11 protein-coding genes and 1 pseudogene are annotated in these 14044 nt (G+C 53.4%); 4 read left to right on the forward strand and 8 right to left on the reverse strand.

The window, feature by feature from the left end:
- Window positions 1–12: 12 nt before the first annotated feature.
- The 5 genes from K1X45_RS06605 to K1X45_RS06625 all read right to left on the reverse strand — a co-directional run bounded on the left by K1X45_RS06605 (window position 13) and on the right by K1X45_RS06625 (window position 6232).
- Window positions 13–243 (reverse strand): formate dehydrogenase subunit delta, encoded by a 231-nt coding sequence (locus K1X45_RS06605; protein WP_022712526.1) that lies wholly within the window; start codon window positions 241–243, stop codon window positions 13–15.
- Window positions 244–246: 3 nt separating this feature from the next.
- Entirely contained in the window at window positions 247–3132 is a 2886-nt protein-coding gene (gene fdhF / locus K1X45_RS06610; protein ID WP_220160174.1) for a formate dehydrogenase subunit alpha, read from the reverse strand.
- A 12-nt stretch (window positions 3133–3144) separates the two neighbouring features.
- Window positions 3145–4713, reverse strand: coding sequence for an NADH-quinone oxidoreductase subunit NuoF (locus K1X45_RS06615; RefSeq protein ID WP_220160175.1), 1569 nt, complete (start codon window positions 4711–4713; stop codon window positions 3145–3147).
- The gene (locus K1X45_RS06620) at window positions 4710–5222 is read right to left on the reverse strand and encodes a formate dehydrogenase subunit gamma (protein ID WP_220160176.1); all 513 of its coding nucleotides are present in this window, start codon (window positions 5220–5222) and stop codon (window positions 4710–4712) included. Before K1X45_RS06620 ends, K1X45_RS06615 begins: the two co-directional genes overlap by 4 nt.
- Window positions 5223–5332: 110 nt before the next feature.
- A complete protein-coding gene (locus K1X45_RS06625; RefSeq protein WP_220160177.1) occupies window positions 5333–6232 on the reverse strand; it encodes a LysR family transcriptional regulator in 900 nt (299 codons plus the stop codon).
- 147 nt (window positions 6233–6379) lie between these two features.
- Here K1X45_RS06625 and pbpC point away from each other — a divergent pair, with 147 nt between their 5' ends.
- The 4 genes from pbpC to K1X45_RS06645 all read left to right on the forward strand — a co-directional run bounded on the left by pbpC (window position 6380) and on the right by K1X45_RS06645 (window position 11661).
- The gene (pbpC, locus tag K1X45_RS06630) at window positions 6380–8452 is read left to right on the forward strand and encodes a penicillin-binding protein 1C (RefSeq protein WP_220160409.1); all 2073 of its coding nucleotides are present in this window, start codon (window positions 6380–6382) and stop codon (window positions 8450–8452) included.
- Between the two features lie 355 nt (window positions 8453–8807).
- Window positions 8808–9659 carry a MetQ/NlpA family ABC transporter substrate-binding protein gene (locus K1X45_RS06635; protein ID WP_116088857.1) on the forward strand — a complete coding sequence of 284 codons (852 nt, stop codon included), beginning with the start codon at window positions 8808–8810 and terminating at the stop codon, window positions 9657–9659.
- A 258-nt stretch (window positions 9660–9917) separates the two neighbouring features.
- Window positions 9918–11015 (forward strand): methionine ABC transporter ATP-binding protein, encoded by a 1098-nt coding sequence (locus K1X45_RS06640; protein ID WP_220160411.1) that lies wholly within the window; start codon window positions 9918–9920, stop codon window positions 11013–11015.
- The gene (locus K1X45_RS06645) at window positions 10996–11661 is read left to right on the forward strand and encodes a methionine ABC transporter permease (RefSeq protein ID WP_220160410.1); all 666 of its coding nucleotides are present in this window, start codon (window positions 10996–10998) and stop codon (window positions 11659–11661) included. The genes K1X45_RS06640 and K1X45_RS06645 overlap by 20 nt, the downstream gene beginning before the upstream one ends.
- 97 nt (window positions 11662–11758) lie before the next feature.
- Here the strand turns inward: K1X45_RS06645 and K1X45_RS06650 are convergent, their stop codons facing one another.
- From K1X45_RS06650 to rpsU, 3 genes and pseudogenes are all read right to left on the reverse strand, one after another.
- The gene (locus K1X45_RS06650) at window positions 11759–12169 is read right to left on the reverse strand and encodes a VOC family protein (RefSeq protein WP_220160412.1); all 411 of its coding nucleotides are present in this window, start codon (window positions 12167–12169) and stop codon (window positions 11759–11761) included.
- A gap of 92 nt (window positions 12170–12261) precedes the next feature.
- Window positions 12262–13059 (reverse strand): annotated as a pseudogene (locus K1X45_RS06655) (tetratricopeptide repeat protein); the annotation flags it as partial.
- A 422-nt stretch (window positions 13060–13481) separates the two neighbouring features.
- Complete coding sequence (gene rpsU / locus K1X45_RS06660; protein WP_022712514.1) at window positions 13482–13712, reverse strand: 30S ribosomal protein S21; 231 nt, start codon at window positions 13710–13712, stop codon at window positions 13482–13484.
- Window positions 13713–14044: the final 332 nt, after the last annotated feature.

The following is a 14044-nucleotide window of genomic DNA, read 5'->3' on the forward strand; positions in this document are numbered from 1 at the left end:
TGAAATTGCGTATTATGAGACCGGACGTTTAATCAGTGGCGCGGCCTCAAGCACCAGAGGATGCAGCCCCTCTCCGCCTGCATCAATCAGATTAAATAATTGCGTACGCATGCGTGGCTCCCAGAACATATTGATATGTTTGGCGACACCCGCCGCCTGATCGATCTGCGTCTGCGAGCTGAAAAATGTGGCAATCTGCGATGCCATCATCGGAATACGGCTGTGATAAGTATGTTCACTCATAGCTTAGCTCACCGTATCCAAAGCTGTTTCAATATGGCGGCTGGCATCAGAATGTTCACGATATTCCTGCTGCCATTGTGTCGGGCCGTTGGATGCGCTGATCTGCACCGCAGTTACCTTATATTCCGGACAGTTGGTCGCCCAGTCCGAGAAATCGGTGGTCACCACATTGGCCTGTGTCGTCGGGTGGTGGAAGGTCGTATAGACCACACCCGGTGTCACACGGTCTGTAACCAGCGCCCGCAAAGTCGTTTCACCGGAGCGGCTGGCGATCTTCACCCAGTCGCCGTCACGCAAACCACGTACTTCCGCATCATGCGGATGGATTTCCAGACGGTCTTCCGCATGCCATGCCACATTTTCGGTACGGCGGGTCTGTGCACCCACATTATATTGTGAGAGAATACGCCCTGTGGTGAGCAGCAACGGGAAGCGCGGGCCCGAACGCTCGTCAGTTGCCACATATTCCGTGCGCATGAACTTGCCTTTGCCGCGCACGAAATGGTCAATATGCATCACCGGCGTGCCGAGCGGTGCTTTGGCATTACATGGCCACTGCACGGAACCCTCACGCTCCAGCAATTCATAGGACACGTTGGCAAATGTCGGCGTGGTCATGGCAATCTCATCCATGATCTGCGACGGATGCGTATAATTCCAGTTCAGCCCCATTGCACGGGCAAGATTCTGCGTCACTTCCCAGTCAGCATAGCCGTTGGTTGGTGTCATTACCTTGCGCACGCGGTTGATACGGCGTTCCGCATTGGTGAAAGTACCGTCCTTTTCGAGGAAGGTCGAACCCGGCAGGAAAACATGGGCGAAATTGGCGGTCTCATTGAGGAACAAGTCCTGCACCACCACACATTCCATAGCCTCCAGTCCCGCGGCCACATGGCGGGTATCCGGATCGGACTGAAGAATGTCCTCACCTTGAATATAGATGCCCTTGAAGGTGCCTTCCACCGCCGCATCCAGCATATTCGGAATACGCAGACCCGGCTCATCCTGAAGAATTACACCCCAGATATTTTCATAAATCTCACGGGTTGCAGGATCAGAGATATGACGATAGCCCGGCAGTTCATGCGGGAATGAGCCCATATCACAAGAGCCCTGCACGTTGTTCTGACCACGCAGCGGGTTCACGCCCACGCCCTTGCGGCCGATATTACCGGTGACCATCGCGAGATTGGCAATCGCCATAACGGTGGTGGAGCCCTGACTATGCTCGGTTACACCAAGACCGTAATAGATTGCACCATTGCCGCCGGTTGCAAACAGACGGGCTGCGCCACGCACTTCTTGCGCCGGAACACCGGTCAGCAGTTCCACTGCCTCAGGGCTGTATTGCGGCTGGGAGACGAATTCCACCCAATCGCGGAACTCTTCATTTTCACAACGCTCGCGGATGAAGGCATCATCCTGCAGGCCTTCTGTTACAATCACATGCGCCAGCGCAGTCATAATCGCTACGTTGGTACCCGGACGCAGTGCCAGATGATGTACTGCCTCAATATGCGGTGAGCGCACCAGATCAATACGACGCGGATCAATCACGATCAGCTTGGCACCCTGACGCAAACGCTTGCGCAAACGCGAGCCGAATACCGGATGGCCATCGGTCGGGTTGGCACCGATCACCATCACCACATCGCTATGTTCAACACTATCAAAATCCTGCGTACCCGCAGAGGTGCCGAAAGTCTGGTTCAGACCATAACCGGTCGGCGAATGACAAACACGCGCACAGGTATCAACATTGTTATTGCCGAAGCCGGCGCGGATCAGTTTCTGCACAAGGAAGGTTTCTTCATTCGTGCAGCGTGACGAGGTAATACCGCCGATGGAATTGCGACCATACTGCGTCTGCAAGCGTTTAAACTCGCTGGCCACACGGCCATAGGCTTCTTCCCATGACACCTCGCGCCAAGGATCGGTGATCTTCTCACGGATCATCGGTTTGAGAATACGGTCTTTATGATGGGCGTAGCCATAAGCAAAGCGGCCTTTAACGCAGGAATGACCGCGATTGGCCTTACCGTCTTTATACGGCACCATTCGCACCAGTTCTTCGCCGCGCATTTCCGCTTTGAAAGAACAGCCGACACCGCAATAAGCACAGGTCGTGACTTTGGAATGTTCAGGCTGACCGATTTCGATCACCGATTTTTCTGTCAGCGTCGCCGTCGGACAAGCCTGTACACAGGCACCACAGGACACACATTCCGAGCCTAAGAAGCTCTCATGCATACCTGGTGAGACGCGGGAGTTGAAACCGCGTCCCTCAATGGTCAGCGCGAAAGTACCCTGCACTTCCTCACAAGCACGCACGCAGCGTGAGCAGACAATACATTTGGAAGGATCATAGGTGAAATACGGATTGCTCTCGTCTTTCGGCATCCATTTCGCATTCAGCGCACCGTCATTGCGACCTTGTTTGAACACATGGTTCGCGCCGTCCTGACCATAGCGCACATCACGCAAGCCCACAGCACCGGCCATATCCTGCAATTCGCAGTCGCCATTGGCCGCGCAGGTCAGACAGTCCAGCGGATGATCGGAGATATAAAGCTCCATCACGCCTTTGCGCAAAGATTTCAGACGACCGGTCTGGGTATGAACCACCTGCCCTTCCATCACCGGTGTAGTGCAGGAGGATGGCGTGCCGTTACGGCCTTCAATTTCTACGAGGCACAGACGGCAGGAACCGAACGCATCCACCATATCGGTGGCGCAAAGCTTCGGAATGGCAATACCGGCTTCCATCGAAGCCCGCATGATTGAGGTGCCTTCCGGCACAGTCACCTGATTGCCATCGATGGTCAGGGTCACCATTTTGTCCGAGCGTGAAACAGGTGTGCCGTAATCGATTTCTTTAATTAAGCTCATCTTCTGTCACTCCTATTCCGCTGCCTGCACGAAAGTCTGGCTTTCAGGGCGCGGACGAAAATCCTCTTCAAAATGCGTCAGAGCACTCATCACCGGATAAGGGGCAAAGCCGCCCAGCGCACAAAGGGAGCCGAACTTCATGGTCTGGCAAAGATCTGTCAGAACTTCGATCTGCGTATCGGTCTCAACACCGGCTGCAATTTTGTCGATCACTTCAACACCGCGTGTCGAGCCGATACGGCATGGGGTGCATTTCCCGCAGGATTCAATGGCACAGAATTCCATCGCAAACCGCGCCTGTTTCAGCATGTCTGCCCGATCATCAAAGATCACCAGACCGGCATGACCGATCAGACCGTCTTTGGCCGCGAAGGCTTCATAATCAAACGGCGTATCGAATAATGCGCGCGGGAAATAAGCACCCAACGGCCCGCCGACCTGAACCGCCTTAACCGGACGACCACTTGCGGTACCGCCGCCGATCTCATCGACAATCTCGCCCAGTGTCAGACCGAAAGCCGTTTCAAACAGCCCGCCATATTGAACATTACCGGCAATCTGCAACGGAATTGTACCACGCGAGCGCCCCATACCAAAATCACGGTAATAGGCAGCGCCCTTGTCCATAATCACCGGAACAGAGGCCAGCGAGATCACATTATTGATGACTGTCGGTTTGCCGAACAGGCCTTTATGGGCAGGCAATGGCGGCTTGGCACGCACCAGTCCGCGCTTACCTTCAAGGCTTTCCAAAAGCGCGGTTTCTTCACCGCAGACATAAGCACCGGCACCGGTGCGCACTTCCATATCAAAGGCGAAACGCGAGCCAAGCACCGAAGCACCGAGAACGCCAGCTTTGCGCGCAATCTCGACAGCCTGCTCCATCATTGCAATCGCATGCGGATATTCCGAGCGCGTATAGAGATAGCCTTTGGTGGCACCCACTGCGATACCGGCAATCGCCATACCTTCAATGAGAACGAAAGGATCACCTTCCATAATCATACGGTCGGCAAAAGTACCGCTGTCACCCTCGTCAGCATTGCAGACAATATATTTGCGTGCGCCTTGTGCATCGTGAACGGTTTTCCACTTGATACCGGTCGGGAAGCCCGCCCCACCGCGACCGCGCAGACCGGAATCCGTGACCTGCGCCACAATATCCGCAGGCTGCATTGCAATGGCATTTTCCAGCCCCTTAAGCCCGTCATGGGCGCGGTAATCTTCCAGCGACAAAGGATCGGTCAACCCGCAACGGGCAAAAGTCAGACGGGTTTGTTTTTTGAGAAACGGGATTTCTTCGGTCAGTCCCAGCGATAGCGGATGGTCTTTGCCCTCAAGCAGACCGCTGTCAAACAACGAGGCCACATCAGACACATCCACAGGGCCATAGGCAACGCGGCCTTTGCTCGTTGCCACTTCCACCAGCGGCTCCAGCCAGACCATTCCACGGGAGCCATTGCGTACGAGCTTGATATCCAGACCGCGCTTTGCGGCTTCATTGGCAATGGCATACGCCACTTCATCGGCACCAAGCGCCAGAGCGGCAGCATCACAAGGCACATAAATCGTCACACTCATGCCCGTGCCTCCGCAATTAATCGTTCTGCCTTGCCTTCATTCAGGCGACCGATCAGCCGGTCATCCACCTGCGCTGCCGGTGCACAGGCACACAGACCAAGACAATAAACCGGCTCAAGCGTGATTTTACCGTCGCCGGTTGTTTCACCCCAGCCGATACCGAGCAATTTCTGCACCGCTTCTGCCACGCGGTCGCCGTCCATAGACTGGCAAGCCTCAGCACGGCACAGCCGGATCACATGGCGACCGGTCGGCGATGCGCGAAAATCGTGATAAAAAGTCATAACGCCGTGCACTTCTGCGCGCGACAGGTTCAGTGCCTCGGCAATCAGTGTCAGCGTTTCTGCCGGTACATAGCCGAATTCTTCCTGTATGGCGTGCAAGACAGGAAGCAGCGGGCCCTCAATGGCTTTATACTCATTGATAACATCTATCGTGCGCTCGGCGACATCAGACTTTTGAGATGACGTGCCTGCGCTTCTGGTAAAAACTGAATCCGAGCCTGACATTGACGTCAAAGCCTCCCGCAAATTTATATTTCTGTTCCCCATCTTAGAACAGATCAAAACTGCGCCCCTGATTCAATAGGGTAAAACCGTCAGTCAATAGAAAAAATCTATCAAGTGAGCGGCATCATAATACGCGACAATGCTCTTGCTTCATGCAGCAAAGCCGCAATCAGCGGCGTATGCGGTTCACGCTGCGCGGCAATCAGCCCGACACTATGACTGGCCTGCGGCTCAACAATCGGAATAGAGCGGATCGGCTCGCTAAAGCCCAGAATCTGGGAAAGATTGAGCGGCATAATGCTCGCCCATTTGCCTGTACGGATATGGGAAAACAGCACAATCATGGAATTGGATTCCAGCGTCGGCTGCACGGTTACTCCCGCCTGCGCCAGATGCTGATTGATAATCCGGCGGTTCTGCATATCGCTTGTCAGCAGGCATAGCGGTAAACTGCCGACCTCCGCCCATGTGACATTTTCACGCTCTGAAAACCGGCTGCCGACCGATGTAATCAGTTGATAGCTCTCACGATAAATCGGCACCGCTGTCACTTTTCCCAGCGGTTCATTGTCCAGATAGCTGATTCCGGCATCAATATCGAAATTGTCCAGCGCAGCCAACACCTCGACAGAAGTGCGGGAAATGATCGTAAAAGTCACATCGGGATGCTTCTCGCGGAACGGGGTTGTCAGTTGCGAGACCATAGCCAGCGCGGTGGGAATTGCCGCTATCCGGATATGACCGCCAAGGCCGAAACGCGCTGCCCGCATCTCTTCTTTCATCGTCCGCGCATCACCGACAATGCGCCTTGCCCATTCCAGCACACGCTGCCCTTCCGGCGTCAGCCCCTGAAAACGCGAGCCGCGCTGCACCAGCATAACGCCAAGAGTATCTTCAAGCTGACGAATACCAGCGGACAATGTCGGCTGGGTAATGCCGCAATCCTCTGCCGCTTTGCCAAAGTGCTTTTCCCGCGCAAGCGCAATGAAATATTCCAGCTTGTCGATCATGGTGTTCCCCGTTATTTTCCGCTCTGTTATATGCAATAATATAAGAGCGGTACAATCAACCGTTCCGGATTAGCCTGTTCATGCAGGCGGAGACAGCTTTTGGCCGAGACCCAGCCTCTTAAAAAAACGCGCTTGCATAAAAAGCTCATGATCCTGAGCGGCACTGCAATCGCTCTGGCTGTGACATGGGCTAGTCTGGAAATTCTCGACAAGGCCTTTCCGCCACCATTAGAAGTTGTCAGCCAGACATCCAAAGAAGTGATGGATCGTGACGGCAATCTGTTGCGTGCCTTTGCAATTCCTTCCGGTCACTGGCGGCTCGCCACCACCCATAAAGATGTCGATCCGCAATTTATAGACATGCTGATTGCCTATGAAGATCAGCGGTTCCGCGACCATGGCGGTATTGATCCCCGCGCTATGGGGCGTGCAGCCATACAGCTTGCCAGCCACGGGCGCATTATTTCCGGCGGCTCCACTCTGTCGATGCAGGTTGCGCGCCTGATTGAACCGCGCACGGAGCGCTCCTTTATTGCCAAGTTCCGTCAGATGCTGCGCGCTGTGCAAATCGAGCGTCGCCTGTCAAAAGAAGAAATCCTTGATGCCTATCTGACGCTTGCGCCTTTTGGCGGCAATCTTGAAGGTATCCGTGCTGCGAGCCTTGCTTATTTCGGCAAAGAACCGCGCAGGCTCACAACCTCGGAAGCAGCTCTGCTGATTGCTCTGCCGCAATTGCCGGCGCGCCGTCGCCCCGATCGTTATCCTGAGAATGCCCGTGCCGCCCGTGATCGGGTGCTGAACCGCTTGGCCGTGGTATCGCTGATCGGCAATGACGAGGCCGACCGTGCCGCACATCTGGCAATACCAAAACGCCGCTTAGCCATGCCCGCCCTTGCCCCGCATGTCAGCGAAACCGCTCTGCGCAAAGACCCTCAAGCCAATGTCCATCATGTGACGCTCAAGCGCTCCGTGCAGCAGGCGCTGGAAACTGTGGCGATGGATTCCGCCAAACGCCTCGGCCCTAAAATCTCTGTCGCCATGGTGATGGCCGATGCGGTGACCGGTGAGATTATCGGTGAAGTCGGCTCCTCGGATTATTTTGATTCCAGCCGCTCAGGCTGGATTGATATGACCAATGTGCAGCGCTCCCCCGGCTCCGCGCTGAAACCCTTCATCTTCGGACTGGCATTTGAAGACGGTCTGGTGATGCAGGAAACCATTATCGAAGACCGGCCAACCAATTTCTCCGGCTATCGTCCGCGCAATTTTGATATGAGCTATCAGGGCGATGTGACAGTGCGCGAGGCGCTGCAACTCTCGCTCAATGTGCCGTCCGTGCGCCTGCTCGACAGTGTCGGTGCAACGCGTCTGATGGTGCGGATGCGCCGCGCCGACATTAAAACCACACTGCCGCCGGGTGAAACACCGGGTCTGGCTATTGGTCTTGGCGGGCTTGGCATCAGCCTTAAAGATCTGGTGCAGCTTTACACCGGCCTTTCCAATCGTGGCAAAACCGCCGTCATTTCCAATGGCGTGGATGACCGTATAAAAGATGACAAGAGCGTAATCTCCGGCGAGCCGCTGCTGCAGCCCGCCGCCGCATGGCAGGTGGCCGATGTGCTGGCAGGCGTTAAACCGCCGCTGGGATCACTCCAGCGCGGCCTCGCCTATAAAACCGGCACCAGCTATGGCTATCGTGATGCATGGTCAGTTGGCTTTGACGGCCGCTATGTGCTGGGTGTCTGGGTTGGCCGTGCTGATAATGGCGCCGTGCCGGGTTTGAGCGGTTATGGTTCCGCCGCGCCGATCCTGTTTGAAGCCTTTTCCAAATCCGGTGTCGGCTTTACCCCACTTGCAGCCCCACCGGTCGGTACAATGAGGCTGCGCCAATCCGAGCTGCCGGTATCGTTGCGGCGCTTTACACCCTATCTCGCACCACTAGTCAGTGCGTCCGTGCGGGAATCCGCACCGCAAATCCTGTTTCCGCCGGAAGGTGCGCGGGTTGAGCTGACCAACCAGCCTGACGGCAGCACCGCACCGCTGGCTTTGAAAATGCAGGGCGGCCGCGCACCGTTCATCTGGCTGGCCAATGGCAAGCCGCTGGACAAAGCCTCCCGCAAGCGCTCCGGCCTCTGGCAGCCCGATGGTGCAGGCTATTCCACACTGACCGTGATTGACGCGGTTGGCCGTGCCGCCAGCGTGCGCGTGTTCATCGATTAGAACTAAGCTCATACCGGCACATCATCGCGCCCGTAATGCACTTCGCATTGCGGGCGTTTTTATGTGATGAATTTCGATTCCGCACAGCTGCAACTTATTACCAAACGCACAATGCTAAATATAAACATATATTTATCTGCGATAGTTTTATTCGCGATTTAATAAAATTACGCAAAAATATTCTAATAAAACTTAATACGTAGACGAAACTTCCTTGTTATCACACACCATTCTGTGAAGAATATACTCACACAATCCGCCTGCCTCCGTTTGAGAGAAAACAGGTATGAGATTTGTGAGGCAAAACCGTTAAGCGAGAGACCGCTTAATGACCAAAATTATAAGGAAAACAGCAATGTCGTTGTCAGATATCGCCCGCGTCAAAACCTTAATTTCGCGCCGCACCGGCATGAAAATGATGCTGCTTTCCGCTGTTGCCATGAGCGTTGCATTTGCTGCACCTCTGTCGGTTCAGGCACAGGACACAACGATCAAAGTCGGCATCATGGGTGGTGAAGACGAAGATGTGTGGAAAGTTGTTGCTGAACAGGCTGCAAAAGAAGGCCTCAAAATCGAAACCGTCATTTTCAACGATTACACCCAGCCGAATGAAGCGCTGGAGCGTAAAGAAATCAATGCCAATGCGTTTCAGCATGAGCCATATCTGAATGAGCAGATCAAGCAGCACGGTTACAAAATCTCCGTTGCCGGTTACACTGCCCTCTGGCCGATTGGTATTTATTCCCGCAAAGTTGAAAAGCTGGAAGATCTGAAAGAAGGCGCAATCGTCGGTGTTCCGAATGATCCGACCAATGAAGGCCGTGCCCTGCGCGTTCTTGAAAGTAAAGGTCTGATCAAACTCAATCCGGATGCAGGTATTCTTGCAACTCCGATTGATATTGTTGAAAACCCGAAAAAGCTTGAAATCAAAGAACTGGATGCCGGTGTTGTCGGTCTTTCCATTGATGATCTCGATGCAGCCATCGTCAACAATAACTGGGCAGCCAAATCCGGTCTGGATCCTGTGAAGGATGCTATCGGCTGGGAAGCAAAAGAAAACAATCCGTACCGTAACTTCATTGCCATCCGCACTGAAGACAAGGATGCAGCATGGGTGAAACCGCTTGTTGCAGCTTTCCAGAACGAGCCGGTGAAAGCAGAACTCGACCGTGCTTATAAGAGCACAGGTATTCCTGCCTGGGAATAAGAGCTGTCAAACCAAGCTTAAACCGCGCATAGTAACGGTCCGGATTTATCCGGACCGTTTTGCACTCTGAGCATTGCCATTTTGCTCCGTTATTATTGCCTCAATTTAAAGAAAGAGCTCGAGCATTTTCATTTTAAATCAACTCTTTGAAAATGCTCTATCTACTTGTTTTTACGCGCATCTTTTCCGAAAATCGCTTCGCATTTTTCGGGATGCGCTCCAGAGGATAAAGTGAATACTTCAGTTCCAACAAAGAATATGCAGCAAAAGCTGCCTTCCGCATCCGGTCAGCCTCCCGTGACCGGCGACGAAGTTGTCAAACTTTCCAATATTAAACGTATGTTCGGCACTACACCTGCCGTGGATGATATTTCTCTCTCGGTTCAGCGCGGTGAAATTCTCGGTATTATCGGCCGCAGCGGCGCGGGCAAATCGACACTGATCCGCTGCCTCAACGGTCTGGAACGGCCTGATAGCGGCTCGGTCATCATTGAAGGTCAGGAAATCACCGGTCTCACTGAAAGCCAGTTGCAGCCGGTGCGCCGCCGTATCGGCATGATTTTCCAGCATTTCAATCTGATGTCCGCCAAAACCGTAGCGCAGAATATTGCCCTGCCGCTCAAAATTGCCGGCATTACCAAACCGGAACGCCAGAAAATCGTTGCTGAATTGCTGGAACTGGTCGGCCTGTCAGAGCGTGCACAGCATTATCCGGCACAGCTTTCCGGTGGTCAGAAGCAGCGTGTCGGCATTGCCCGTGCACTTGCAGCCAAACCGAGCCTGCTCTTGTCGGATGAGGCAACCTCCGCTCTCGATCCGGAAACCACCCAGTCCATTCTGGCACTGCTGAAAGATATCAACCAGAAACTCGGCCTGACCATTCTGCTGATTACCCATGAAATGGATGTCATCCGCAAAATTGCAGACCGTGTGATTGTGCTGGATCACGGGCATATTGCCGAAGAAGGCCCAGTCTGGGAAGTTTTTGCACGCCCGAAAGCTGATACAACCAAAAGCCTGCTGAAAATGCTGACCCCTGCTCTGCCGGAAATCATTGCCGCACAGCTGACACAGAACCCGCAATCAGCCTCGGAAGCGATTGTCCGCCTGCGTATCTCCGGTGAATCTGCACGCAGACCGCTGATCAATGATATTGCCGCCGCTTCCGGTCTCAATGCACGCCTCGTTCATGGCGGCATAGATACGATTCAGGGAGAGCCGGTCGGCACATTATTCCTTGGCCTCCCCGCCCATGACCAGACAGCTTTGCAAAAGGCTGTGGGTTTTCTGAAGACAATTTGTGATGAAACGGAGGTTGCCGGATATGTTTCAGTTCCTGACACCCGCAATGCTTGATCTGCTCTGGCGCTCGTTAGGCGAAACCCTGATTATGACCGGTTTCTCCAGCTTCTTCACATTGATTTTCGGCCTGCCGCTTGGTCTGTTGCTGATCCTGACAGACCGTAACGGCCTGCTTCAGAATATTCCGGTCAACCGCGTTATCGGCGCGGTCGTCAATGCGTTCCGTTCGGTACCATTCATTATTCTGCTGGTTGCCCTCATCCCGTTCACACGCCTGATTATGGGCACTGCACTGGGCACATGGGCATCCATCGTGCCGCTGTCGATTGCCGCCATCCCTTATTATGCCCGTATGGCTGAAGTATCGCTGCGTGAAGTTGACCACGGCCTGATTGAAGCCGCCCGCTCCATGGGTGCAAGCCGCTGGACGATCATCAAGGAAGTGCTGATACCGGAATCCATGCCGGGTCTGATTGCGGGCTTTACTGTTACCATCGTCACGTTGATCGGTGCATCTGCAATGGCTGGTGCGATTGGCGCAGGCGGTCTCGGTGACCTTGCTATCCGCTATGGCTATCAGCGTTTCAACTATCCGATCATGGCCGCTGTAGTTGCTGTTCTGATCGTGTTTGTCTGCCTGATCCAGTGGATCGGGGACCGGCTGGTACAAAAAGTCGATAAACGCGTCGTTAAGCGCTAAAGCACGTCTCCCAAAAGTGGATACCGGTTTTGGGAGAAAGACATGCGCAAAAACAAAGGCCGGTGAAAACCGGCCTTTTCTTTATCTCTTTGTCAAGTCAGCCGTGTTTCTCATGAACACCGACTTCGACCGTATTACCGTCAGGATCAAAAACCAGAGCCGCGAAATAACCCATCTCCTTCGGCCCCTGATAGGACGGCGCACTGCTTTCCCGCCCGCCGGATCTGAGCGCAGCCTGATGAAAAGCCTCAACCTGCTCATGACTTTTGGCGCTGAATTTAAGGTGTAAATGCTGACCCGGCTGTGATGCAGAATCTGCACCATTTGCAGGTTTTGCCGCAACAATCCGCAAGAACGGCAGAGGGCTGCGGGCATTTCCGCTGACAAAAAACAAATTATCCGCCGTCTGCAGCACCCTAAGCTCCAGTGCAGCCATGCTGCCGGAGTAAAACTGATAGGATGCCGGAATATCCCGGCTCTCAAAGCCGATATGGTCGAATAAAGACATAGCCAATAATATAGAGAGCTTCAGAAATAAGAAAAGAGCCGCCGGATACTGAATCCTGCGGCTCTTTAACTTACTATGCTCGATCTAATCAATTACCGTGTACGGCTCAGACCATCCTTGGCAGGCTTATATTGCGGATCAAGCTGCACCGCGCGGGCATAGGAAGCCGCAGCACGTTTCTTGTCCCCGCGATGCTCATAGACCAGCGCCTGATTGGCCCAGCTTTCGGCAATCTTGTCATCCAGCCCGATAGCCGTATTGAAATCATCAAAGGCATTGTCATAATCGCCGAGCGCCGCATAGGAAATACCGCGGCCATTATAAGGCTCCGGCGCATTCGACTGCAGGGAAGCCGCAGCAGAGAAATCCTCAATTGCCTGTTTGTGCTGACCGCGCGCCTGATAGATCAGGCCACGATTGTGGTAAGCACGGCCATCGGTGGTATCCAGCTGAATTGCACGGTTGAAATCCGTCATCGCTTCATCCAGACGTCCTGCCTGACGATAGACATTACCGCGCCCGATATAGGCTGCATCATACTGCGGATTAATCTGAATGGCGCGACCATAATCCTGCACAGCCGCCGCATCATTTTTCAGATAGCGCTGGATCAGCGCGCGATTGGCATAGGCCTGATAATAATTCGGATCGAGCTGGATCGCCGTATCAAAATCCTTCATCGCCTCGCGATAGCGCCCTGCTTTACCATAGGCCGAACCGCGCACATTATAGCTTTCAGGATTACGCGGATTGCTCTGAATGACGGTTGTCAGCGAACCGATATTCTCGCTGGAACCCTGCGCAAGATCAACCGGCGTAAGCATGGAATTGGAAGTACTCTGACAGCCCGCCAAAGCCAGAACTGCACAGGATGCTGCAACCAGCAAACCCTTATTCAAAGAAAGGCGCTGTTCACGCAAAGTCAATTTCACACTTGCCAAAGATCCCATTCGCGCACTCCTCAAAAGCAGTCTTGTGGCCTGAGATTCCGGCCTGTGCTCTGCACAGTATCTGACGGAAAATGGTAAGACTGCATATATTTTATGACATGCCAATGCACTTAGCCCATACAGAAAAAGGCGGAAGTGAATACTCACCCCACCTTAAAGCTGTTTTCCAGCGATGCAAACATATCTGTATGGTCAACTTTTACAATAAAGCTTCATATTACATCAGTTCTCAAAAACCGGCATAATAAGCCTGAAAAGCTGACCTGAACGCAAAGCAAAACGCATGACCCTGAGATCATGCGCTGCTTAATCAGTATATCTGATCAGAAACGACGCAGCCTATAGCCACGCGTTCAGTCTGATTAGCGAGCCGCTACGCGACCGCCGCCTACCAGACCTTCACGCTGTGCGCGCTTACGAGCCAGCTTGCGTGCACGGCGAACGGCTTCAGCCTTTTCGCGGGCGCGCTTTTCAGATGGCTTTTCATAATGACCGCGCATTTTCATTTCGCGGAAAATACCTTCACGCTGCATCTTTTTCTTAAGAGCGCGGAGAGCCTGATCAACATTATTATCGCGTACGAGTACCTGCACGTGTAATCCCGTTCCGTTTCGGTTAGATTTTTCAGTTTAGCCTGAAGGCACCGGTGAGCCCCGAAGAAAAAACAGTCTGGCAGTTCCGGTAAAGGAGCCGTCTTATGGCTGAGAAATCTTAAGACTTCGCAACGGCCTTCCGATGCAAATTCGAGTGCCGTTTAACAGTATCCGGCGCGATTGTCCACACAGAATCCGTAACACAGCGCCCGATCAGGCCTTATCAACCTCATTATTACAGTTTTAACCGTAAAAATCACGTTTTATTTGCATTTTTCTTTGCGGACATTGCATTGGTTTTAATCTGCAAATGCAAAATTTACCCCGTATTT

The sequence above is a fragment of the Pseudochrobactrum sp. Wa41.01b-1 genome (assembly GCF_019464455.1).
In the GTDB taxonomy this organism is placed as follows: Bacteria; Pseudomonadota; Alphaproteobacteria; order Rhizobiales; family Rhizobiaceae; genus Pseudochrobactrum; species Pseudochrobactrum saccharolyticum.

Coding starts and splice junctions, on each gene's coding strand:
- K1X45_RS06650 (WP_220160412.1), bottom strand. CDS start 12,169: ATGTCTTTATTCGACCATATCGGCTTTGAGAGCCGGGATATTCCGGCA.
- K1X45_RS06635 (WP_116088857.1), top strand. CDS start 8,808: ATGTCGTTGTCAGATATCGCCCGCGTCAAAACCTTAATTTCGCGCCGC.
- K1X45_RS06620 (WP_220160176.1), bottom strand. CDS start 5,222: ATGTCAGGCTCGGATTCAGTTTTTACCAGAAGCGCAGGCACGTCATCT.
- fdhF (WP_220160174.1), bottom strand. CDS start 3,132: ATGAGCTTAATTAAAGAAATCGATTACGGCACACCTGTTTCACGCTCG.
- K1X45_RS06640 (WP_220160411.1), top strand. CDS start 9,918: ATGCAGCAAAAGCTGCCTTCCGCATCCGGTCAGCCTCCCGTGACCGGC.
- K1X45_RS06615 (WP_220160175.1), bottom strand. CDS start 4,713: ATGAGTGTGACGATTTATGTGCCTTGTGATGCTGCCGCTCTGGCGCTT.
- pbpC (WP_220160409.1), top strand. CDS start 6,380: ATGATCCTGAGCGGCACTGCAATCGCTCTGGCTGTGACATGGGCTAGT.
- K1X45_RS06625 (WP_220160177.1), bottom strand. CDS start 6,232: ATGATCGACAAGCTGGAATATTTCATTGCGCTTGCGCGGGAAAAGCAC.
- K1X45_RS06605 (WP_022712526.1), bottom strand. CDS start 243: ATGAGTGAACATACTTATCACAGCCGTATTCCGATGATGGCATCGCAG.